Here is a 22,438-nt window from a genome sequence, read left to right as displayed (position 1 = left end):
CCGGAGCCGGAATGCCGCCGCGTACGCTCGCCCGTATGCCCGAGCCCGGCGCCGCCGACAGCCGCCCCCGCCCGAGCCGATGGTCCACGCGTGACCTGCTCGGACCCACGATGATCTTCGTCGGCGGATTTCTGCTGGCCGCCGCGCTGGCGCTGCCCACCCTGCTCGTTCCGCAACTGAAGCTCATCCCGCTGTCCACCGACGTCACCACCGTCGCGACCAGCGTCCCGGCCACCGCGACACCGGCCGGGTCGGCACCCGGTGCATCGGCGACGATCCTCGACCGGTGCTCGCTCAACACCCCCACCGCCCGCACCGTGGGTGCCGCGCTGGTCCGCCAGCAGCGCGTCGTCGCGGTGCGGCCCGCCGACAAACGGGTCATCACCCTGCAGGCCGGCACATCGGTGCAGGCCGAACGGATCCGGCTCGACGGCCGGACCGCCGACACCGATGCCCCACGTCCCGGTTCGCAGACCGCCCCGGCGCCGGGCAAGACGCCGTGTACCGATCCGACGCTGTCGGCATCCAAGGACCGCGTGACCCTCGACCGCCGCAGTGCCCTACCCGACCTGGGCGCGAACCCCAGTGGGGTGCGCGGCAATTCGGAGATCCAGTACGACAGCAATGCGGTACCGGTGCCGGCCCCGGACCGCACCGGATACACCTACGTCCTGCCCTTCGGCGTGTCCGGCGACGACCACACCTTCTTCGATCCGACGACCCGGAAGTCGGTGCCACTGGTCCACCGGGGCGAGACCCAGGTCGACGGTCGCAGCGCGGAGCAATTCGTCGCCGACGTCGCCGACACCGACCTCGACGCAACCCGATCGGGTGTCGCCGACGGTGTCCCGCCGACCCGGATCACCCGCCCCGCGTCGTGGTTCGGCGTCGGCGGCGACCCCGCGCGTGAACTCACCGCGACGCTGCATCAGTCCTCGAGATGGGAACTCGCCGTCGACACCACCACCGGCACCATCCTCGACGAGCGCGTCACCGTCGAGGAGGCCTACCGCATCGCCGACCCGACACTCACCGATCCTGCACTCGCCCACTACAGCCTGGTGAACCTGCGCGCCACGTTCGCCTACGACGACGCCACCCGCGACCGGCTGTCGGATCTGGCCGGCAGCCTCGCCACCCCGATTGTGGTCTGGGGCCGGGTCGTGCCGATCGTCGCGGGAATCCTGGGAGTCGCCGCGGTGGCGGGCGGACTCGTCATGACCGTGCCGGGGTGGCGTGAGGCGATGCGCGCATGGACCGGACAACGACGACGCCGGTCGACGCCGCCGCCACGGTGACGGCGATCGCGGCGGTCGCCGCCAGCGCGGTCACCGAGTCGACGAACGCGACGATCACCACCACCTCGACGGCGAGGACCAACCACGTCACCGCCGAGGCACGGGTGCGATCGGCCGCGATCGCCGACAACAGCAGCACCTGCAGCACCGCCATCGCCGAGCCGGTGTAGGCGAACAGCCACAGGATCGGCACGAGCGGCCGGTATGCCGCGCCGACGACGATCGGCACCAACGGCCCGAGGAGCGCCGCACCCAGGGTGAGGACCGCGCCGATCGCCGCGACCACCGTCACCGCCTGCCGCAGCGCCGTGCGGGACGACGCCGGGTCGGCCAGCCGCGGATAGAACACGACGCCGATCGCCTGCGGCAGCCAGAACGCGGCCTTCGTCGCGACCGCGCCGAGGGCGTAGACACCGGCATCGGTGGCACCGAGCGCCGTCCCGGACAACAACAGGTCGATCGAGACCGCGACGATCGCCACCAGCTGGACCTGCGATGCCCGCAGGACGCCGACGGCACTCACGCCGGCGTCGTCCGGCCCGACGGTCCGGTGCTCGGCCCGCACGACGGTGCCCACCGCCGACCACACGACGACTGCGGCCACGGCGGCACCGATCGTGCCGGCCAGCAGACCCGCCGCCGGGCCCGCGCCGACGGCGAACGCGACCAGCATCGGCACCGAGCGCAGGAGCCCGACCACGGCGAGGACCCAGCCGAGCGCACGGAATTCGCCGCGCCCCTGCAGCACCCCCTGACCAGCGGCGATCACGACGAGCACGGGCGCAGCACCGAGCGCCACGGCGGTGGCCGCGGTCCCGGTGCGGGCGACCGCCACGACGACCGGTGCGGCGGCGATCGCGATCACGACGACGGCCGCGGTCGTCGTCGCGGTGACCCGGAACAGCCGGCCACCGCGGCGTCGCACGACCTCCCGTGCGATCACCGATTGCAGGGCCAGCGCGGGCACGCCGAGCACGAGCATCGCCGACAGCAGCCGTGCGAACTGCCCGTAGTCGCTGGGCAGCAACCACCGGCCGGCCCCGACATACACGACATAGGCCGCGACGTTCGCCACCATCGAGCCGACGGCGACCCACCCGAGCGCACCCACCACGCCGCGCACCCGGACCGCCCTCGCCATGGCGTCAAGTGTGCCGCACGGGTTCCGCGCCGGGCTCTCGGCGCAACGCTCACCGCGGCTTGCGGATGTGAAACCATGGAGACCGTTCACCGGCGATCACCACTCGAGAAGGCCAGGATGTACGACCAGCAGAACACCACCGTCGACTCCGAGACGAGCGACATCGGTTCGCGTATCGACCCGGTACTCGCCCGGAGCTGGCTGCTGGTCAACGGCACCCAGTACGAGCGGTTCGCGCCGGCTGCCCGCTCGCGCGCCGACGTCGTCGTCCTCGACATCGAGGATGCGGTCGCCCCCAAGGACAAGGTCTCCGCGCGCGACAACGTGATCCGCTGGCTGGCCGAGGAATCCGAAGATCATCCCGGCGGTGCCGGAGATTGGGTGCGTGTCAACGGTTTCGGGACGCCATGGTGGGCCGATGACCTCGATGCCCTGACGACGACGTCGGTCGGCGGGGTGATGCTGGCGATGGTGGAATCGGTCGACCACGTCACCGAAACCGCCAACCGGCTGCCCGATGTGCCGATCGTCGCCCTGGTGGAGACCGCCCGCGGGCTGGAGCGCATCAGTGAGATCGCCGGGGCGAAGGGCACTTTCCGGCTCGCCTTCGGTATCGGCGACTTCCGGCGGGACACCGGCTTCGGCGACAATCCCACCACGCTCGCCTATGCGCGGTCGCGTTTCACCATCGCGGCCAAGGCCGCACACCTGCCCAGCGCGATCGACGGGCCCACGGTGGGGTCGGGCGCACTGAAGCTCTCGGAGGCAACAGCGGTCAGCGTCGAGTTCGGGATGACCGGCAAGATCTGCCTGACCCCCGACCAGTGCGCGCCGGTCAACGAGGGCCTGTCACCCTCTCCCGACGACATCAGCTGGGCGCGTGAGTTCTTCGCCGAGTTCGAGAAGGCCGGCGGCGAGATCCGCAACGGGTCGGATCTGCCGCGCATCGCCCGCGCCACGAAGATCCTCGACCTGGCGCGTGCCTATGCGGTGACCGAGGCCGACTACGAGGTCGATCCGGGGCATGCGTCGGCGCCGTCGGACACCTACCATTACTGAGCTGCTGCGGCCCGATGATTCTGCGCCCGTGACGACTCCGCGGCTCCTGCCGATCCTCTACGGGGTCGGCGCGGTGCTGGCCGCGGTGATCCTGGCACCGCTCTACGGTGGCCACCTGCTCTACCGGGACGCGGTGTCGACGCCGCGGTCCTTCGTGACCGACGCGGCGCTCGGCATCGGACCTCTCGCACCGCGCGCGGCGCCGCAGGACTGGTTCGTCGCGGTGACGAGCACCGTCGTCGACGGCGGGATCGTCGTTGCCGTGGTGCTCACCGCGGCCCTGGCGTGCGCGGCGGTCGGCTACGGCCGGTTGGCGGCTCGTCTGGTCCCGGGTGCGGGTCGCACGGGTGCGGTGGCCGCGGCCGTAGTGTCGGTGTGGAATCCCTTTGTCGCCGAACGCCTGTTGCAGGGCCATTGGGGATTGCTGGTCGGGTTCGCGGCGCTGGGATGGATCGTCGTTGCCGCCGCCGACCTGGTGGCACAACCTCTTTCGTTGGTGCGCTGGTTGCAGTTGGGTGCGCTACTTGCGGCCGCCGGACTGACCCCGACCGGCTCGGTGCTTGCGCTGGTGACGGGCGTGGTGGCGGTCGCCGCGTCGGAGACGGGGCACCGGCTGCGGCTTTCGGCGGCGGTCGTTGCGTTGTGGGTGTGTTCGGCGCTGCCGTGGTTGGTGGCCGCCGCCATCGGCGGCGGATCGGCGGGATCGGACGGACGGGCCGGGGTGGCCGCCTTCGGGTTACGCCCCGAACCCGGCCTGGGCTCCTGGGGCACCGCACTCGGCCTTGGTGGCATCTGGAATTCCGATGCCGTACCCGCGAGCCGCACGATCTGGTGGGCGGCGGTGGCGACGCTGTGTCTGCTCCTGGTGGTGGTGGCCGGGTCGGTGACGTTGTGGCGCAGCCGGATCGACAGCCACCGACGTCCGCTGATCCGCGCCTCGGCCGCCCTGGCGGTGGTCGCGGTGGTCGTGGTGGCGGCGACGGCGTCGGGTCCGGGACGCAGCGCGCTGGGCATGCTGGTCGACGCCGTACCGAGCGCCGGCCTCGTACGTGACACGCAGAAGTTCCTGGCATTGACGATGCCGTTCATCGCGGTCGCCACCGCCGGCGCGGTGATGGCGCTACGCCGCCATGTTCCGTCCGGGTTCGCGCTGGCGGCGGTGGCGCTGCTGGTGGTGGCGCCGCTGCCGGATCTGGGATGGGGTGTCGGCGGCCGGATCACGCCGGTGCACTATCCCGCCGACTGGGCTCGGGTCGCGGCGATCGTGCCCGCCGATTCCGGCGCGGTCGCCCTGTGGCCGCCCGGTACGGTCCGCGACTACACCTTCGCCGACGGCGTATCACTGGACCCGGCGCCCCGGATGCTGCGTGCGCCCGTCATCGAGTCCGGCGAATTGCGCGTCGACGGAGTGGTGGTGGACCGGGCCGAACCCGGTGCCGCCGAGGTGGATCGGGCGCTGCACGACGGCGCCGACCCGGCCACGCTGGCTGCGCTCGGGGTCGGGTGGGTGCTCGTCGAACGTGACGTCCGCGGTGGGGTGGATCTTCCGGCCCGCCCGGCCGGCCTCACGCCGGTCTTCGCCGGTGCCGACCTGGAACTGTTACGCGTCGAGGGCCCCGCGGCCGCCGGCGCGACGGCGGCGGCCCGCGTATCGGCGTGGACGGCGCACCTGGTGTGGGCGGCGCTGATCGTCGCCGGTGGGCTCGCCGCGGGCACCGCCGCCGCGCGGCGCGGGCTCATCGGCGCGACACGGCGCCGAGCACGTTGAGCATCTGGGCGCCGGTCACCGACCACGAATAGTGGCGCGATTTCGCTTGCGCCGCCTCCCCGAGCCGCCGGGACTCGTCCGAATCCTCGACGAGTTTACGTGCCGCACTGGTGAATTCGTCGATACTGTCGACGAGCAGACCCGTTTGCCCGTCGTCGATCGACTCCGCGAGTCCCGCCGAACTCCGGTAGCCGATGGTCGGGACACCGTGCTGAGCGGCCTCCATCACCGCCAGACCCCAGCCCTCTTTGCGCGATGGCATGAGATGGACGCGAGCGCGAGCGAGGATCTCGTGTTTGGTCACCTCGTCGACGTGCCCGTGAAATGTCACCGCCTCGTCGACACCGCGTTCTGTTGCAGCAGTGCGTAGTTCGTCGGACCACCAGCCGTCGCCGATGACGTCGAGCGCGACGTCGACCCCGGTGCGCCGCAGGTCGGCGACCACCGTCAACGCGTGCTCCACCTGCTTGTGTGGCACCAGACGCGACAGCACACAGAGGCGCGGCGGGGTCGCCGCCGCAGATGTGCGCACCTGCGCCGGGACCGGGTCGAGGCCGTTGCGGATGACGTCGATACGGGTCTCGTCGACACCCAACTGCGCCAGCTCCCGGCGCGAGGGCGCCGACACCGTGACATAGCGCGAGCGCCGATGAATCCACGGGGAGATTCGGGACTCGATGAACCATCCGAGCCGGCCCAGTGCCCGGCCGGCGACCGGCCACTGTTCCCGATGGCAGTGATGTACGAGCACGACGGTGGGCGCCACCCGCGTGAGCGTGGCAAAGAAGGGCACGCCGTTCTGGGTGTCGACGATCGCATCCGGTGCCCGCCCGGCCAGCGGGCCGCGGCCCAATCGTCCGGCGACAAGCAGGGCCAGCGCCCGCGGGTAGACGGTGATACGCCCGCCGACCCGGACGAACCGGATTCCGTCGCGTCGCTCCTGCCGCGCGGCGTCCGGGTATGCCGCCGTCAGATAGGTCACCTCGATCCCGCGCGCCACCATCTCGGCGCCGACCCGCTCCAGGTAGGTCTCGCTGCCGCCGCCCTGCGGGTGGCCGGTATCGCGCCAGCAGAGCAGCAGGACGTGGGTGGGAGGTGTCATCGCCTCACCAGCGTACCGAGCGGGTGGATGCGGTCGGTAGCATCTCGCCCGTGCCCCGAACCCGCGTGCCCGCACCGACTGCGACGATGCGGGCCCACGCGACCTTCGCCCGGGCGGCCGGGCTGCTCTCCGACTTCCGCTTCGAGCAATCCGATCCGGCGCGCTTCTACGGCGCATTGGCGCGCGACACCGCGGCGATGGTCGACGCCCTCACCCACGGCGCTCTCAACCACGACGGACTCGGGGGTGCCGTGGTCCTCGACGTCGGTGGCGGTCCGGGCTACTTCGCCGATGCGTTCGGTGAGCTGGGCGCCCACTACCTCGCCGTCGAACCCGATCCGACGGAGATGCACGCCGGCGGTCTCGAACATCGCGGCACGGTGCGTGCCTCGGGCCAGCACCTGCCCTTCGCCGACGACTCGATGGACGTGACGCTCTCGTCCAACGTCGTCGAACACACCGGCCGGCCGTGGCAGATGTGCGACGAGATGGTTCGGGTCACGCGCGCGGGCGGGCTCGTCGTCGTCAGCTACACGTTGTGGTGGGGTCCGTTCGGCGGCCACGAGATGGGACTGACGCACTACGCCGGCGGCCGCCGCGCGGCCCGCTGGTACACCCGCCGGCACGGGTCTCCCCCGAAGAACCTTTACGGCACTTCCCTTTTCGCCGTCACCGCCACACAGGGCCTGCGGTGGGCCCACTCCCGCTCCGGCGCCACCGAGCTGCTTGCCGCCTTTCCCCGGTATCTGCCGTCGTGGATGTGGTGGGTACTGCGCGTCCCGGTCCTGCGCGAGGTACTCGCCACCAATCTGGTCGTGGTGTTACGGAAGAAGTAGGCGCTGTGGAAGACCTGACCGGCCGGCTCAGTTCGGCAGGTCGGCGGCGCACCGCAGCAGGCCGCCATTGCTGGTCGTCGACGACAGTTGCTGCCCCCCATGCATGATGGTGCAGGTCACCGGACCGCTGACGACGATCGCGGTGAGTTCGGCGGTGGGGCCGGTGACGGTGGTGGTGATCGACCATGGCGCGGATGTGACGGGATCGAGGACGAAGTTGGCGCCCTTGCGGTATCGCAGTCCGGCCACCGTCCCGCCGCCGGTCAACTGGTAGACGACCGAGCCGGACGGCGCCCGTGACGTCGTCGTCTCCCGGGTCGTCGTCTCGGTGGTGCTGGTGGTCGTCGGCGCGCTCGAGCGCGTCGTCGACACCGTGGTGGTGACACTCGGTGCAGCCGTCGTGTTGTCGCCGCCGCCTCCGGTGTTCCGGACGATCAGGACCGCGGCCACCACGACCAGCACCAGCGCGAGGATCGTCGCGAGCACCAGATACAGCGTGCGATGCCCGCCGCCACCGGAACCGGGGTCGCCGGGCGGCACGTACTGGCCCGACTCCGGGTACTGGCCCGACTCCGGGTACTGGCCCGACTCGGGATACTGGCCGGTCGGGTACTGGCCGGATCCCGGATATTGCGCCGGGTTCTGCTCAGGGTCGAACGCCCGCGTATGCGGCGGGGGCTGATTCGGATCGTACGGATCTCCCGGTGGCTGGGTCATGGGCCGATTGTGCCAAACGCGGTCGTCATCCCTCTGCGATCATCCCTCTGCGATCATCCCTCTGCGATCGCCTCAAGCGGTTTGGTGCGTGCCGCCCGCACCGCCGGCCACAGCGCGGCCAGCACACCCACCACGGCCGCCGCCAGGATGGTCCATCCCATCAGACTCCACGGCAGGACGGGATCGCCGAGGCCCCAGCGGGCCAGGGTCCGTACCAGCGCCCACCCGATCACTGCGCCCAGCACCACCCCGAGGACGGCACCGTAGATCGCGATCAGCACCGACTCGAGGTAGACGGTGCGCCGGATCTGGGCGCGCAACGTGCCGATGGCGCGCAGCATGCCGATCTCGCGTTTACGTTCCACCACCGACAGGGCGAGCGTGTTGATGATGCCGAGCACCGCGATCAGCAGTGCGAGACCGAGCATGCCGTAGAGCACCGCGAGCATCTGGTCGATCTGCTCGGAGATACTGCTCTTGAACTGCTCGCGGGTCTCGACCTGCACGGTCAGATACTGATCGGTCGCCTTCTCCAGCCCGGTACGCAGGGTGCCGAGGTCGGTCCCCGGCGCCGCCTTGACGAAAAGACCGAACGTGACCCGGCTCGAGGCCGGCATCACCTTCTCGTAGACCTGCGGACCGACCAGCCACGGCTCCAACGCCTCGTTGTCCTCGTACACCCCGGCGATGGTGACGGGCACGACGGTGCCGTCCGGCGACGTGAACGGGAGGGTCTGGCCGCGTTTCCACCCCATCTGATCGGCGGTCCGGGCGCTGATGAACATCCCGTCGGGGGGCAATTGATCCGAGGCGCCGTCCCGCATCGTCACCGCCGCCACACCGTTGAGATCGCCACCGAGAGCGGCGAAACCGGTGCGCGCTTGCCCGTCGATGCGGGTCTGCACGATGCCGAACGACACGGTGTCAGAGATTCCCGGCACCGTCTTGACCGCGGCGGCCACCGATGCCGGCACCGGCTGACCATTGCTGCCTGCGACGATGTAGTCGGCGCGGATGCCGCTGTCGACCGCGTCATCGACGGTGCCCTTGAACGAGGCGCCCAGTGTGCCGATGATCGCGACCAGCATCAGGCCGAGCGTCAATGCGAATGCTGTTGCCGCGGTGCGCCGCGGATTGCGCACGGCATTGGTCCGGGCGAGTCGCCCGACCGTGCCGAACGGTGCCCCCAAGACCCGGCCGACTCCGCCGACGATGGGCCGCGAGAGCGCCGGCCCGGCGAGCACGGAGGCGACGATCGCCGCGCCCGCCCCCACGCCCACCACGACCGCGCGCAGTAGACCCTCGCCCATCGCGCCCCAGGCGATGGTGCCGATCGCGATCAGCAGGAACACGATTCCCACGAATGTTCGATTGCGCAGCGGCGCAGCACCTTCGGTGACACCGGCGCGCATGGCCTCCACCGGGGGGACGCGGGAGGCGCGGGCCGCCGGCACCCCCGCACTGATCATGGTGACGACGACGCCGACCAGCAGTGCCGCGAGGATCGCCGGCAGACCCACCTGCAGTGAGCCGTCGGGCAGGCCCGAGGACGAACCGATCGCCGCCTTCAGTCCCGCGGCCAGACCGACACCGACGCCGAGGCCGATGACACCGCCGATGATGCCGACCACGAACGCCTCGAAGAGGACCGACCGCGACACCTGGCGCCGGCTGGCCCCGATCGCACGCAGCAGCGCCAGTTCGCGATTGCGTTGGGCGACAATCATCGAGAACGTGTTGTAGATGATGAAGGTGCCCACGACGAGCCCGATCGCCGCGAACGCCAACAGGATTCCGGTGAAGATCGTCAGGAATTGGTTGACCTGATCCTTCTGCTCCTGACGGACCTGCGCGGCCGTGCGGACCTTGTACTGGTCCGCGGGCAGGGCCGCCGAGACCCGCGCAGCGAGTTCCTCATCGGAAACCCCGGGCACCGCGGACATGTCGATGAGTGCCACATGGGAACCGTCGGAGAAGAAATCCGACGCGGTGGCCTGATCGAACTGCACGTTGACGTAGCCGCCGGTGGCGGCGGGCAGATCGACCAGGCCGACCACCGTCACCTCCAGCGGATGGGTACTGCCCTGTCCGATCACGACTTTCGTCTTGGAGCCGACCTTCAGCCCGGCCTTCGCCGCGGCCGAGGAGTTGAGGACTATCTCGTTCTGGCCGTTCGGTGCCCGACCACCGGGCTTCAGTCTGTCCGGCGAGATCGCCTGCTCGGGCGGGGTGTAGGCGGTGCCGATGCTGGGCGCGCCGCCGGTCTGCAGGGCCTTGCCGTCGGCGGCCGCGAGGGTCACCAGGCCACTCTGATTGGTGACGATCTTGGCGATCCCCAGTTGCTGCCGGCGGTCCTGTAGTTGCGCCACGACCTGCTCGGGCACCCCGTCCGACGTCGAGCGCTCCGGCGTGAGCTGTACCGCGACACCGGGAATCGTGTTGTCGAAGATCGAGTTGAAGGCGTTGGAGATGGTGGCGGTGAACACCATCGATCCGGCGACGAACGACGTGCCGAGCACGATGGAGAAAACCGTGAGAAAGAGCCGGAGCTTGTGCGCCCGCAGATTTCGCAGCGAGACCTTGCGCAACGCCGATGAGGCGGCCATGGGTCAGCTGACCTCGTGCCGGCCGTGCGGCTGGTCGGCCGGCTTGTCGTCGAGGTGGCGCATGACCTCGAACACATCGTCGGCGCTCGGCCGGGCGAGCTCGCGCACGACGTTGCCGTCGGCGAGGAAGACCACGCGGTCGGCATACGACGCGGCCCGCGGATCGTGGGTGACGATCACGACCGTCTGGCCGAACTCGTCGGTGGCCGCACGCAGGATGTCGAGAACCTCGCCGGACGACCGGGAATCGAGGTTGCCCGTCGGTTCGTCGCCGAAGATGATGTCGGGGCGGCCGACGAGTGCGCGCGCACACGCGACGCGCTGCTGCTGGCCACCGGAAAGTTCGGTGGGCAGATGGGTGAGCCGGTCACCGATGCCGAGTCGGCCGATCACGGTGTCGAACCACTCTTTGTCGACCGGCCGCCCGGCGATGTCGAGGGGCAGCGTGATGTTCTCGGCCGCAGTGAGTGTGGGCACCAGGTTGAACGACTGGAACACGAAGCCGATCCGGTCGCGGCGCAGGGTCGTCATCTCCTTGTCGGAGAGACCGGTCAGGTCGACGTCACCGATGTAGGCCCGGCCGCCGGTGGCCTCGTCGAGTCCGGCGAGGCAGTGCATCAGCGTCGACTTCCCCGAACCGGACGGTCCCATGATCGCGGTGAACTCGCCGGCCGCGAACTCGATCGTCACGCCGCGCAGCGCGTGGACCACGGTGTCGCCGATGCCATAGGTCTTCGTCAGATCCCGCGAACCGGCCGCAACGGCAGCCCCGTCCGGCTTCATCATGTCTACGCCCGCTGATGTCATGCGCACCACGCTGCCAGGTCGGCGCCCGATTGGCCATCGGGGATTTCCCTGAGGTCGAGCCCCCGGTCCGGCCGGCGAAACCTCAGCGCCGCGGAAACCGGACCTCGAGGGCATGCACGCGGGTCGGCCCGGCGAACATGTCGTTGGTGACGACGTAGAGCGTGCGCGCCCGATAGTTCTGTCCGCGAACGTCGGGAAGCCAATCGCCCCAAGCCATTCCGGACATGTTACCGGTCGCCAGATGCGGCAGCGGGTCGGCCGAGAAGATCTGCGTCTTGCCCATCGCCCGCTCGTCACCGGCGAGCTCGGCCTTCCCGGTGACCGCGTCGGCGCCGCGGGTGGTGGTCCAGTAGATGCTGGTCACCCGGCCCCGTCCGCGTTCGAGAACGAGGAAGTCGGTGTCGTTGACGGCGAGGACATCGGCGGCGACCTTGTCGGGGTCGGTGCGGTAGACGAACTCGCTCTGCGCCCGGCCGGGGCCGAAGGTCAGCAGCCGCGCCGCATTACCCGGATCCTGACGCAATCCGCCGGCGGTGAGAACGCTGATCGCTCCCCGCGGTCCGACGGCGACACCGGTGATGCCCTTCTGCCCGTTGACTCCCCCGGTACGGGTCGGCCGCCACGCGGCCGGCAGACCCAGATCCCGGACGAACGTACCGACCGGGCCGATCTCCCGGACGAACTGATGTGCACCGCCGCTGGCCACCACATATCCGCCGGACATCGAGCGGATGCCCTCGAACTGTGCGTCGCCCGGCAGCAGCGGGAGATCGAGCGGGCTGAGTACCGTTCCGCCGCCGGTCAGGCGCGGGGCGCCGAGCTGCCCGAGACGGGCCGAGTAGTCGATGTGGGCGGTATAGAACCGCGCCGGCCCGGCCCGGCCCACATCGGTGGAGATCATCGCGTAGTCACCGTTGCCGATCCGGTCGATACCCGATATGGCACCGAAAGACGGTATGGCGGGCATGTTCTCGGTATCGACATACCGAGAGGTCACCGCCGGTGCACTCGGTGCGCCGGCCGCCACGCCGGTGCCCAGAGCTGTCATGACGACGCCCACCGAAACGAGCGTTGCCCCCCATGAGCGAAGTCTCATAGGGGGCAACACTACCTCAGTGACGCCGCCCATCTCGGGGCGGCGCTCGATGATCAGGCCAGGCGCTGCTTGAGCTGCGCGAGCTCATCGGCCAGGCTGGTCGGCAACTTCTCTCCGACGAACTCGAAGAGCTCCTCGATCAGCGGCAGTTCCCGCCGCCACTCGTCCTCGTCGAAATCCAGTGCGGCAGCGAGATCTTCGGCCGGGAGATCGAGCCCGCTGATATCGATCTCATCGGGCTTGGCGACGATGCCGATCGGGGTGTTCACGCCCTCGTTCTCGCCCTCGATGCGGCCGATGATCCACTTGAGGACGCGGCTGTTCTCGCCGAAACCGGGCCACAGGAACCGGCCGTCGTCACCGCGGCGGAACCAGTTGACGTAGAACACCTTCGGCAGTTTGGACGCGTCGGCGTTCTTACCGAGATTGATCCAGTGCGCGAAGTAGTCGCCGACGTGGTAACCCATGAACGGCAGCATCGCCATCGGATCGCGGCGGACGGTGCCGACCTTGCCCTCCGCGGCGGCGGTCTGCTCGGAGCCGACGGTGGCGCCCATGAAGACACCGTTCTGCCAATCGCGCGCCTCGGTCACCAGCGGCACCGTGGTCTTACGGCGACCACCGAACAGGATCGCCGAAATCGGCACACCGTTCGGGTCGTCCCATTCCGCCGCCAGTGACGGGCACTGCGAAATCGGGGTGCAGTATCGCGAATTCGGGTGGGCGGCGGGATGATCGGACTCCGGGGTCCAGCTCTTGCCCAGCCAGTCGGTGAGATGCGCCGGGGTCTCGCCGCCGATGCCCTCCCACCAGACGTCCCCGTCGTCGGTCAGGGCGACGTTGGTGTAGAGCGTGTTTCCGGCCTCGATGGTCTTCATCGCGTTCGGATTGGAGTCGTTGCTGGTGCCCGGGGCGACACCGAAGAAGCCGAACTCCGGGTTGATCGCGCAGAGGCGGCCGTCGTCGCCGAATCGCATCCAGGCGATGTCGTCGCCGACGGTCTCGGCCTTCCAGCCCGGGATGGTGGGCTGCAGCATGGCGAGGTTGGTCTTGCCGCAGGCACTCGGGAACGCGGCGGCGACGAAGTACACCTTGTTCTGCGGGCTGGTCAGTTTCAGGATCAGCATGTGCTCGGCGAGCCAGCCCTCGTCACGGGCGATCACCGATGCGATCCGCAGCGCGTAGCACTTCTTGCCGAGCAGCGCGTTGCCGCCGTAACCCGAACCGTAAGACCAGATCTCGCGGTCTTCGGGGAAGTGGGTGATGTATTTGTCGGGGTTGCAGGGCCACGGCACGTCGGCCTGTCCGGGCTCCAGCGGGGCGCCGACCGAGTGCAGCCCCTTCACGAAGAAGCCGTCGTCACCGAGCGTCTCGAGCACCTGCGGGCCGACGCGGGTCATGATGCGCATCGACAGCACGACGTACTCCGAGTCGGTCAACTCCACGCCGAGCTTGGGATCGTCGGAGCCGAGCGGGCCCATGCAGAACGGGATGACGAACATGGTGCGGCCGCGCATGCTGCCGCGGTACAGCTCGGTCATGGTGCGGCGCATCTCGCCCGGTTCGACCCAATTGTTGGTGGGACCGGCGTCCTCGCGGTTCTTGGCGCAGATGAAGGTGCGCGACTCCACGCGGGCGACGTCGGCGGGATCGGAGGCGGCCAGGTAGGAGTTGGGCTTGCGCTCCTCGTTGAGTTTGACCATCGTCCCGGCCGCCACGAGGTCGGCCGTCAGACGGTCCCATTCCTCATCACTGCCGTCGGACCACACGACCCGGTCGGGCTGGGTCAGCTCGGCGACCTGCGCCACCCACGCCAACAACTCCGCGTGTGTGGTGGGCGCGCTGCTCGGGTCCAGTCCGGGAATCGTTGTTGAGGTCATATCTCCTCCTCGGAGTTGGCCACCACCGACGGTGACCGGGGGTACGACGGCTTGGCCCCAGGATACGGCCACCGAACGTCCGCTAGGTCCGGGGGTTGCCTCGTCAGTCGAGGCGGCCCGAATCGGTGGGTACCCAGTTGCCGGTATCGGCGTCGAGCCGATGCGCGTCGTAGCTGCCGTCGGCGCCGATGCGGGTCACCGTGTCGACGCGCCCGTCGTGGTCGCGGTCGGTGTAGACGGTCATCCCGTCGGGTCCGGTCCGCGTCAACGAGTCGGGAATGCCGTCGGCATCGGAGTCGACGTCGGCGGGGCCCAGATCCCAGATCCGGCCGTCGTCGTACATCCACAGGTGGTCGTCGGAACCGGGGACCTCGTCCTCGCCCGGCAGGCTCATGTCCGGCAGGGCCGTCTCCGGCAGGCCGACGAGATGCGCGGCCTCCTCCATCGCCGGCTCGCCGTCCTCGCCCTCACCCAGCACAAACGGATCCATCACGGACCTCCCCTCGTTCCTGCACTCGGCCGACGTTCTCGTGCAGACTCGCCGAAATGAGCGCCCGCAACTGTTGCACCCGCTCGTGATCGGTCGCGCCGCCGGCCGATCGCGGCGAACGCAGGCGACGTAGCCGCTCGTCGATCTCGGCCACGTCGGCGGCGACCTGCCGCATCCGTCGTTCATGGTGCCGGTCGATCTGGCCGGCCAGACGTGACTGGGCCTCGGCCGTGCGGGCGGCGACACGCTGCTCGAGTCGGCCCCGCGCCTCGGCGAGAACATCGGTGGAGTACGCCCGCAGGTCGGCGCGACGCACGGTCGCACGCCGCAACCGGATCACCCAGATGGCCGCGGCGACACCCACCAGCAGCGTCAACGGCATCGACACCCATTGCAGGGTATGGACCGACGCCATCGGCGCAACGGCCAGTCGACCGATTCCCACGCCGGTGGACGCGCCGAACAAGACGAGCAGCGCATCCTCGGCGCCGCGCCGTCCACTCGGCGTGGCGCGGCGAATCAGCGGGGGCGAGGACGAATCCGCCGAAACGCTCACCGGAGCCGGCTCGGCCATGTCGACCCCCAGCAGCGTGGTCGCGGCAACCTCCTCGAGCCGCTCGTCGGTCACCGCGTCCACCCGTTCGGCGATCCGGCCGACCTCGGCCTCGAGCCACCTCCCGTGCGCATCGGGTTCTGACCCTCCCGCGTCGGCACACCGACGATTCGCGGCCGCGGCCAGTGCCCGGAAGCCGGCCTGCACATCGGCGATCGTGGCCGACCGGACGCCCGACACCCCGGCACGTACCGCGGCGAGCCGGTCGGTACGCCCGCGGTCGCGGGTGGCGACCAGGATGCGACGCCGCCGCATCAACTCGTCGGGGCCGCGCCGATCGGGAGCGGGATGACCGGGTGTGGCGAGATGGTCCAGCGCGGTCAGGCACGCGCCGAGCCGGGCTCGTTCGGCACGCAGCCCGGCCGGACCCGTGCCGCAAGCACGCATCCAGCCGACGAGGTCGCCGATACCGGATTCGTCGAGCTCACCGGCCATCGCGGCCGCCGCCGACACCGCGAACACCGGCACGTCCTCGGCCGGATCGAGCACCGCGCGCGCCGCACGCAATCGGCGCGGCCACTCCCAGAACGCGTCGATACCGACGCAGACCAGGGCGACGGTGCCGACCTGTGTCCGTAGCCGCGTGAACAGCGCCACATCCTCGTCATCGATGTCCGACGACGGATCGAGCACCATCACGCCCGCCCCGATTCCCCCGGCTTCCATTCCCCCGGCCCCGGCACCCCCGAACCCCGACACCGAAAGGTCGGGCGCAGTGTCGGCGCATACCGTCAGCAACTCGTCCACGGCGTCGCCGACGACGCCGGCGACAACGATCCGGGAACCCGGAACCGGAATGGCGGCCGCATCGAAACCGGTGATCGCACGCACCCGCAGATACACGTCGTCCACAGCTGTGCTCACCACGTCACCACTCACCACGTCACCTCCCCCACACGCAGCAACTGCTCGATCCCGGCACGCCCGGGACCCGCGGCGGCGAGCAGATCGAGGCGCTCCCGGACCAGCGCCTCGCGCCGTCCCCGGACGATTCCGACGCGGTCGGAAAAGGCGGGCACCAGCGCATCGATGCCACTGAGGCGATGCATCACCGCGTTGAGCGCGGCGGCGTCGGGGACGGCGCGATCACCGAGCAACTCCAGTGCGGTGTCGACGCCGTACCGGTCGAGTCGTCGCAAGAGACCGAGCCGCAGGGCACGCTCCCGGCTGCCCGGGGCCCCGACGAGGAATTGCCCGGACATCGACGGCATGTGCTCGCCGGCGGCGGCGAGGTCGGCCAGAAATGTCCACTCCACCTCGGTGATGTCGGCGCACGCCAGCAGCGCCGACACCGCGACCACCGGCCGTGCGAGCTCGTGTGCGGCTGCGGCCGACGCCTCGAGGGCGATATGCGGATCGGCGAACGTGTCGGCCTTACCGAGCACGACGATCGTCCGATCGGCCGGTAGCGCGGCCAGCATGACGTGATCGGCGCGGCGCGGCGCGGCCACGATCATGTGAACCCAGAGGTCGGCGGCGGCAACGGCGGTGCCGTCCTCGCCGGGGCCGAGCGCGCCGACGCGCAGCCGCTGCCGCAGCGCGCGTGTCATGGTGTCGCGCCCGGTGCCCGCCCGTCCGGAGACCGCCACCGTCAGACCCCGTGCATAACGTGTCGCCGACGACGCCAATTCGGCACGGACCGACGCCGGCAGCCCGTCGCCCCGCATGGCAGAGCGCGGCGTCGACGGCGCCCCGTCGAGCACCCGCGCCAGTTCGCCGCCCCGCTCGGTCATTCGTGTCTCCCCACATCGCCCCTGGTCTCGCAGCCTAACCCCGACAAGGCCGACGTGTGGCAGGTAAATACACAGGCAGAGGGTGTCGGGGATGATCCGTTTGAGGCGATAGGCCACGATGGACCGGTGAACAACGATGGACCGGTGCCCCACACCGCCGAGGCGCAGCCGCGTGAGCAGGAGAAACCGCCACACGAGCACACCGACCGGTCCCGGCTCTATCCGCGGGTCACGAGTTTCCGGTTCCGGCGCGGGTCACTGACACCCAATCAGCAACGCAACTGGGAAACCCGCTGGCCGGAGCTCGGCCGCGACCTGGCCACCGGGGTCACCCAGACCCCCGAACCACCGTTGGACCTGACCGCGACGTTCGGCCGGCAGGCGCCCCGGGTTCTCGAGGTCGGCAGCGGCACCGGCATCTCGACCGCCGCGATGGCCCACGACGAACCCGGCCTCGACGTCCTCGCCGTCGAGGTCTACAAACCCGGCCTCGCACAACTGCTCGGCCTGATCGAGCGCGGCGGCCTCACCAACATCCGGATGATCCGCGGTGACGCCGTCGTGGTGCTGCGCGAACTCATCCCCACCGCGAGCCTGACCGGCATCCGGGTCTTCTTCCCCGACCCCTGGCCCAAATCACGGCACCACAAGCGGCGCTTCATCCAGCGCGGAACCGTCGAACTGATGGCCGACCGCCTGGCCGACGGCGGAATCCTGCACATCGCCACCGACCATGCCGGCTACGCCGAGTGGATCGCGGAGATCCTCGCCACCCAGGACCCTGCCGCGCCACACGTCGTCGGGGCCACGGGTCCGACGCCCATCTCGCTGAGCCGTCCCACCACGAAGTTCGAGGGCCGGGCCGACCGCGAGGGCCGCGCGGTCAACGAGTTCGTGTACGTCCGGCCCCCACGCCCGGCACACCCGCACGACACACCCACGCAGGAGGCTCCGACCCGGGGCGCCGACACCGAGGAGAACCGATGAACGACGCCGCACCGACGCCGCCCGGCAGCCGTTTCGCCGATTCCATCTCCGGGAACAGCAGCGCACCGCGCATGCTCCTGATCTGGGATGCCCCGAACATGGACATGGGTCTCGGGGCCATCCTCGGCGGCCGGCCCACCGCCGCGCACCGACCCCGTTTCGACGCCCTCGGACGGTGGCTGCTCACGCGCACCGCCGACGTCTCCGGCAAGCACGCGGTCCGCGCAGGCGATGGCGGCCCGGTGGATGCGCAACCGGCCGATGCGGACCGGGGCGTGGTGGGACTTCCCACATCCGGTCCCGGTGACACCGGGCCGACGACCGCAGACCGGCCCCGCGGCATCGTCGAACCCGAGGCCACCGTGTTCACCAACATCGTGCCTGGTAGCGCCGATGTCGTACGGCCGTGGGTGGAGGCGTTGCGCAACGTGGGTTACGCCGTCTTCGCCAAACCGAAGGTGTCCGACGACAGCGACGTCGACTCCGACATGCTCGACCACATCGAGTTGCGCAGGCACACTGTGGGGTTAGCCGGACTGATCGTGGCGTCTGCCGATGGGCAGGCCTTCCGGGAACCGCTGTTGGGCATCGTCGCCGACGGCGTCCCGGTCACCGTGATCGGATTTCGGGAGCACGCCAGTTGGGCGTTGACGACCGACGGACTCGAGTTCGTCGACCTCGAAGACATCCCTGGCGTGTTCCGCGAACCGCTGCCACGCATCGGGCTCGATTCACTGCCCGACGAGGGTGCGTGGCTCGCGCCGTTCCGCCCGCTCACCGCGCTCCTGCGGTGAGTCCGACGATGTAGCCCTGCCGCGCGCCGTCGCGCGACGCGGCAGGCCAGGGGTTGCGGGGGCCTCAGGGAGCGCTCAGGAGGCGCTGCGACAATCTTTCCCCGGACTCGAGAAAGGACTGGGCGTGTTCGGAGCCATCGGCACATTCGTCTATCGGATGCGCTTTGCCGTCATCGCCGTCATGGTCGTGCTGATGGCGGGATTGGGCCTCTACGGCCTGGGTCTCAGCAAGCACCTCAGTCAGAGCGGCTGGTTCGACCCGACCTCGCAGTCGTCGAAGGGCTCGGTCGTCGCCGACAAGGCGCTGGGCCGCGATCACCGCTCCGACGTCATCCTGCTGATCACCGCCCCGCCGGGTAAGACGGTCGATGATCCCCAGATCGCACCGAAGGTCGAGAAGTTCGTCGACGACCTGCTCGCGAAGTACCCGTCGATCGTGCAGCGCGCCTACAACGGCGACAGCTCCACCGACGCAGGCCAGCAGCAGGCGTTGCAGAACAACCAGCAGATCATCGACCCCTTCTACCAGCCCAAGGACGCGGCCTCGCAGGCCGCGCAGGACATCGTCCGATCACGCACGATCACCGCCGACCGGCAGCGGGCGTTCATCAGCATCGGTGTCGCGGGCAACGACGACACGACGGTCCTCGGCAACTTCAAGAAGATCGAACCCGAGTTCTCCGGCATCGCCGAGAGATACGGCCTGCCCGCGGGAACACAGTTCCAGTTGGCCGGGCTGCAGCCGGTGGCCGGGGCCATGGCCCGCGGGATGGACGCCGACATCTCGCGCGCCGAGATCATCGCGCTGCCGCTGGTGGCGCTCATGCTGTTCTTCATCTTCGGCGGTGTCATCGCGGCCTGTCTGCCCGTGCTGATCGGTGGCCTGACGATCGCCGGCTCGCTGGGCATCATGAACGCGATCGCCCAGGTCACCGAACTGAACATCTTCGCGCAGTCGGTCGTCACCCTGATCGGCCTGGGTATCGCCATCGACTACGGCCTGTTCATCGTGAGCCGTTTTCGTGAGGAACTTGCCGAAGGCTATTCGACGAAGGCCGCGGTACGAAGAACCGTGATGACTGCCGGGCAGACGGTGGTCTTCTCGGCGACGATCATCGTCGCCGCGATCGCGTGTCTGCTGATCATGCCGCAGGGCTTCCTCAAGTCGGTGGCCTACGGCGCGATCGCGTCGGTGTCGTTGGCCGCGATCCTGTCGCTCACGGTCCTGCCCGCGCTGCTGAGCATCCTGGGCCCGCGGGTCGACGCGTTCTCGCTGCGGTGGATGCTCTCCTACACGCTGTTCCCGATAATCCGGAAGTTCTCCCCGTCGGGCGCGGACCGCCTCGACCACCGGGTCGCCGACCTCACCGGACGCACCAAGTCGCGCGAGGAGATCGAGAACGGCTTCTGGGGGCGGTTGTCGGGCTGGGTGATGAAGCATCCGGTGGCGACCGCGGTGCCCACCGTCCTGTTGCTCCTCGTGCTGACCATCCCGTTCGGCGGCATCAAATTCGGCGGTATCAGCGAGACGTATCTCCCGCCGGACAATCCGGCGCGCGTCGCGCAGGAGACATTCGACAAATACTTCCCCACCGAACGCACCGAAGAGATCAAGCTCGTCATCCTCTATGACGACAACGACCCGTCGGCAGGTAACAAACTCCAGCAGATCGCCGACGAGGCCAACAAGGTCCCCGGCTTCACCAAGAAGTTCAGCTCCTCGGCCAACGACGGTGCACTCACCGGCAACTACGGCGGCGCCAACGGTCCACCGGTCATGCAGATGTCGGCGGGACTCGTCGATCGCAATACCGCGGGCGAGGCGATCAAGGATCTGCGTTCGATCCAGATCCCTGGCGGCATGCGAATGTGGGTGGCCGGCACCCCGGCCCTGACCCAGGATTCGATCGACGCACTGCTGCAACGGCTTCCGTTGATGACGATAATGTTGGTGCTCATCACCGGCCTGCTGATGTTCCTCGCATTCGGATCGGTGGTGCTGCCGATCAAGGCGGCATTGATGTCGGCGTTGGGACTCGGCGCCACCCTGGGCATCCTGACGTGGATCTTCGTCGACGGCCACGGCGCCGGACTGGCCAACTTCACGCCCGGCCCGCTGTTCGCCGCGGTGTTGGTGCTGATCATCGCGATCGTCTTCGGTCTGTCGACCGACTATGAGATATTCCTGCTCTCCAGAATGGTCGAGGCCAGACAGCGAGGTGCCTCGACCACCGAGGCCATCCGCACCGGCACCGCCCTGACCGGCCGCATCATCACGGCCGCCGCGGCGATCCTCGTGGTGGTCACCGGCGCCTTCGGGCTCTCCGACATCGTGATGATGAAGTACATCGCATACGGAATGATCGCGGCACTCATCCTCGACGCCACCATCATTCGTATGTTGCTGGTGCCGTCGGTGATGAGACTGCTCGGCGACGACTGCTGGTGGGCACCACGCTGGATGAGCTCGCTGCAGCGCAAGATCGGCCTGGGCGAGACCATCCTCGACGAGCAGCCCGGCGACAAACTGCCCGCGGCCGGCGCGTCCCGCCCACTGAGCGCCGGCGCCCTCGTCGCGGAGGTACCCACCTCGGTGATGACCGCGGCGGCCCCGGCCACCCGCACCCGGCGCCGCGCCACCACCGAAACCGTGTCCGCGACCGCTACCCTGGAGCCAGCTGCTCCGCCGAGTGAATCGAATCGCGCACGGCCACAACAGGTTCCGGCTCGTCGCGGCACCTCGGCACCACCGTCCGGCGACATCGGTGCACCGCGCGCGACCCAGCCGCGGCCCACCCAGCCCCGGCCCCCAGAGTCCCGGCCCCCAGAGTCCCGGCCCCCAGAGTCCCGACCGATGCCGCCGCGGCCCTACGCGATGCCCAAGCAGGATCGGCCCGACACCGGCGGCTGGAGCCTCGGCGAGGGCGGTATCCGCCTCAGCGGTCCCGGGCCGGCGCCCGGCGCGCGCCCGGCACCGCGGCCCCGGCCGGAGACGACCCGGCGCCCATCGGCACCGCCTCAGGTGCCGGCCGGCACCCCCGGCGGCGCGCCGCCGTCGGGAGGTTCGTCGGCGGGAGGTTCGTCGTCGGGAGGTTCGTCTGCGGGAGGCCCGTCCCCGTTGTCACGCCGGCCCGAACTGGACCAGACGGGCCGACGCCCACTGGCCGCGTCGGTGAGCCCGGAGGAACGCGCCCGCCGCGGCATGTCCCCGAGTGGCGGGCCCCAATCCGGTCGGTCATCCGATTCGCGTGCGGACCGGACCGGCCGTTCGCCGATGGACCGTGGGTTGACGCCGGGCTCGGCACGTCTCGTGCCGCCACGTGAGGTCGGCAACGATCCGACCGTGACCGCAGATGTGCCCGATCAGCCGGAACCGCCGGTCTCCCGCGGCGCCGGACCCGATCGATCCACCGGCGACCGGCACGCCCGCGATGCCGACGACAACCGCATCAGCGTGCACGAACTGTTGCGGCGCAGCCGCGGCGGGGATCAGAGCGAGTAGCCGGCGACC

17 protein-coding genes are annotated in these 22,438 nt (G+C 69.8%); 7 read left to right on the top strand and 10 right to left on the bottom strand.

Going from position 1 to position 22,438, the window contains the following annotated elements; translation table 11 throughout:
* Positions 1-35 precede the first annotated feature (35 nt).
* Complete coding sequence (locus ACPXB3_RS09710; RefSeq protein ID WP_425727482.1) at positions 36-1,298, top strand: DUF3068 domain-containing protein; 1,263 nt, start codon at positions 36-38, stop codon at positions 1,296-1,298.
* Here ACPXB3_RS09710 and ACPXB3_RS09705 read toward each other — a convergent pair.
* Positions 1,216-2,439 (bottom strand): polysaccharide biosynthesis protein, encoded by a 1,224-nt coding sequence (locus ACPXB3_RS09705; RefSeq protein ID WP_425727481.1) that lies wholly within the window; start codon positions 2,437-2,439, stop codon positions 1,216-1,218. The genes ACPXB3_RS09710 and ACPXB3_RS09705 overlap by 83 nt on opposite strands.
* Positions 2,440-2,556: 117 nt before the next feature.
* Between ACPXB3_RS09705 and ACPXB3_RS09700 the strand changes: the two genes are divergently transcribed.
* Complete coding sequence (locus ACPXB3_RS09700; protein ID WP_425727497.1) at positions 2,557-3,498, top strand: HpcH/HpaI aldolase/citrate lyase family protein; 942 nt, start codon at positions 2,557-2,559, stop codon at positions 3,496-3,498.
* A 28-nt stretch (positions 3,499-3,526) separates the two neighbouring features.
* Positions 3,527-5,266, top strand: coding sequence for a hypothetical protein (locus ACPXB3_RS09695; protein ID WP_425727480.1), 1,740 nt, complete (start codon positions 3,527-3,529; stop codon positions 5,264-5,266).
* On the opposite strand, the gene ACPXB3_RS09690 is transcribed toward ACPXB3_RS09695, so the two are convergent.
* The gene (locus tag ACPXB3_RS09690) at positions 5,235-6,368 is read right to left on the bottom strand and encodes a glycosyltransferase family 4 protein (protein WP_425727479.1); all 1,134 of its coding nucleotides are present in this window, start codon (positions 6,366-6,368) and stop codon (positions 5,235-5,237) included. The two genes, ACPXB3_RS09695 and ACPXB3_RS09690, sit on opposite strands and share 32 nt — an antisense overlap.
* An 86-nt stretch (positions 6,369-6,454) precedes the next feature.
* On the opposite strand from ACPXB3_RS09690, the gene ACPXB3_RS09685 reads away from it, so the two are divergent.
* The gene (locus tag ACPXB3_RS09685) at positions 6,455-7,204 is read left to right on the top strand and encodes a class I SAM-dependent methyltransferase (protein ID WP_425704255.1); all 750 of its coding nucleotides are present in this window, start codon (positions 6,455-6,457) and stop codon (positions 7,202-7,204) included.
* Positions 7,205-7,231: 27 nt separating this feature from the next.
* On the opposite strand, the gene ACPXB3_RS09680 is transcribed toward ACPXB3_RS09685, so the two are convergent.
* The 8 genes from ACPXB3_RS09680 to ACPXB3_RS09645 form a co-directional block, all read right to left on the bottom strand.
* Positions 7,232-7,921, bottom strand: a complete 690-nt coding sequence (locus ACPXB3_RS09680; protein WP_425727478.1) for a hypothetical protein — start codon at positions 7,919-7,921, stop codon at positions 7,232-7,234.
* A gap of 53 nt (positions 7,922-7,974) precedes the next feature.
* Positions 7,975-10,527, bottom strand: coding sequence for an ABC transporter permease (locus ACPXB3_RS09675; protein ID WP_425704220.1), 2,553 nt, complete (start codon positions 10,525-10,527; stop codon positions 7,975-7,977).
* Positions 10,528-10,530: 3 nt separating this feature from the next.
* Positions 10,531-11,334 carry an ABC transporter ATP-binding protein gene (locus ACPXB3_RS09670; RefSeq protein ID WP_425704219.1) on the bottom strand — a complete coding sequence of 268 codons (804 nt, stop codon included), beginning with the start codon at positions 11,332-11,334 and terminating at the stop codon, positions 10,531-10,533.
* An 82-nt stretch (positions 11,335-11,416) separates the two neighbouring features.
* Positions 11,417-12,430, bottom strand: a complete 1,014-nt coding sequence (locus tag ACPXB3_RS09665; protein ID WP_425727477.1) for an esterase-like activity of phytase family protein — start codon at positions 12,428-12,430, stop codon at positions 11,417-11,419.
* A 53-nt stretch (positions 12,431-12,483) separates the two neighbouring features.
* Positions 12,484-14,310 (bottom strand): phosphoenolpyruvate carboxykinase (GTP), encoded by a 1,827-nt coding sequence (locus ACPXB3_RS09660; protein ID WP_425727476.1) that lies wholly within the window; start codon positions 14,308-14,310, stop codon positions 12,484-12,486.
* A gap of 103 nt (positions 14,311-14,413) precedes the next feature.
* A complete protein-coding gene (locus ACPXB3_RS09655; RefSeq protein WP_425727475.1) occupies positions 14,414-14,800 on the bottom strand; it encodes a DUF6802 family protein in 387 nt (128 codons plus the stop codon).
* A complete protein-coding gene (locus ACPXB3_RS09650; protein WP_425727474.1) occupies positions 14,778-16,277 on the bottom strand; it encodes a hypothetical protein in 1,500 nt (499 codons plus the stop codon). The genes ACPXB3_RS09655 and ACPXB3_RS09650 overlap by 23 nt, the downstream gene beginning before the upstream one ends.
* A gap of 11 nt (positions 16,278-16,288) precedes the next feature.
* Positions 16,289-17,146: a hypothetical protein gene (locus ACPXB3_RS09645; RefSeq protein ID WP_425704214.1), complete on the bottom strand. Its 858-nt coding sequence runs from the start codon at positions 17,144-17,146 to the stop codon at positions 16,289-16,291.
* A 126-nt stretch (positions 17,147-17,272) separates the two neighbouring features.
* Between ACPXB3_RS09645 and trmB the strand changes: the two genes are divergently transcribed.
* The 3 genes from trmB to ACPXB3_RS09630 all read left to right on the top strand — a co-directional run bounded on the left by trmB (position 17,273) and on the right by ACPXB3_RS09630 (position 22,429).
* Positions 17,273-18,133, top strand: coding sequence for a tRNA (guanosine(46)-N7)-methyltransferase TrmB (gene trmB / locus ACPXB3_RS09640; protein WP_425727473.1), 861 nt, complete (start codon positions 17,273-17,275; stop codon positions 18,131-18,133).
* Positions 18,130-18,927, top strand: coding sequence for an NYN domain-containing protein (locus tag ACPXB3_RS09635; protein WP_425704212.1), 798 nt, complete (start codon positions 18,130-18,132; stop codon positions 18,925-18,927). The genes trmB and ACPXB3_RS09635 overlap by 4 nt, the downstream gene beginning before the upstream one ends.
* Before the next feature lie 124 nt (positions 18,928-19,051).
* Complete coding sequence (locus ACPXB3_RS09630; protein WP_425727472.1) at positions 19,052-22,429, top strand: MMPL family transporter; 3,378 nt, start codon at positions 19,052-19,054, stop codon at positions 22,427-22,429.
* Positions 22,430-22,438: the final 9 nt, after the last annotated feature.

The sequence above is a fragment of the Gordonia sp. DT219 genome (assembly GCF_049847065.1).
Lineage (GTDB): Bacteria > Actinomycetota > Actinomycetes > Mycobacteriales > Mycobacteriaceae > Gordonia.
Note: the sequence above shows the minus strand (reverse complement) of the source record. Positions and strands in the feature narration are given on the sequence as shown.

Coding starts and splice junctions, on each gene's coding strand:
- ACPXB3_RS09710 (WP_425727482.1), top strand. CDS start 36: ATGCCCGAGCCCGGCGCCGCCGACAGCCGCCCCCGCCCGAGCCGATGG.
- ACPXB3_RS09705 (WP_425727481.1), bottom strand. CDS start 2,439: ATGGCGAGGGCGGTCCGGGTGCGCGGCGTGGTGGGTGCGCTCGGGTGG.
- ACPXB3_RS09700 (WP_425727497.1), top strand. CDS start 2,557: ATGTACGACCAGCAGAACACCACCGTCGACTCCGAGACGAGCGACATC.
- ACPXB3_RS09690 (WP_425727479.1), bottom strand. CDS start 6,368: ATGACACCTCCCACCCACGTCCTGCTGCTCTGCTGGCGCGATACCGGC.
- ACPXB3_RS09685 (WP_425704255.1), top strand. CDS start 6,455: ATGCGGGCCCACGCGACCTTCGCCCGGGCGGCCGGGCTGCTCTCCGAC.
- ACPXB3_RS09680 (WP_425727478.1), bottom strand. CDS start 7,921: ATGACCCAGCCACCGGGAGATCCGTACGATCCGAATCAGCCCCCGCCG.
- ACPXB3_RS09675 (WP_425704220.1), bottom strand. CDS start 10,527: ATGGCCGCCTCATCGGCGTTGCGCAAGGTCTCGCTGCGAAATCTGCGG.
- ACPXB3_RS09670 (WP_425704219.1), bottom strand. CDS start 11,334: ATGACATCAGCGGGCGTAGACATGATGAAGCCGGACGGGGCTGCCGTT.
- ACPXB3_RS09665 (WP_425727477.1), bottom strand. CDS start 12,430: ATGAGACTTCGCTCATGGGGGGCAACGCTCGTTTCGGTGGGCGTCGTC.
- ACPXB3_RS09660 (WP_425727476.1), bottom strand. CDS start 14,310: ATGACCTCAACAACGATTCCCGGACTGGACCCGAGCAGCGCGCCCACC.
- ACPXB3_RS09655 (WP_425727475.1), bottom strand. CDS start 14,800: ATGGATCCGTTTGTGCTGGGTGAGGGCGAGGACGGCGAGCCGGCGATG.
- ACPXB3_RS09645 (WP_425704214.1), bottom strand. CDS start 17,146: ATGACCGAGCGGGGCGGCGAACTGGCGCGGGTGCTCGACGGGGCGCCG.
- ACPXB3_RS09635 (WP_425704212.1), top strand. CDS start 18,130: ATGAACGACGCCGCACCGACGCCGCCCGGCAGCCGTTTCGCCGATTCC.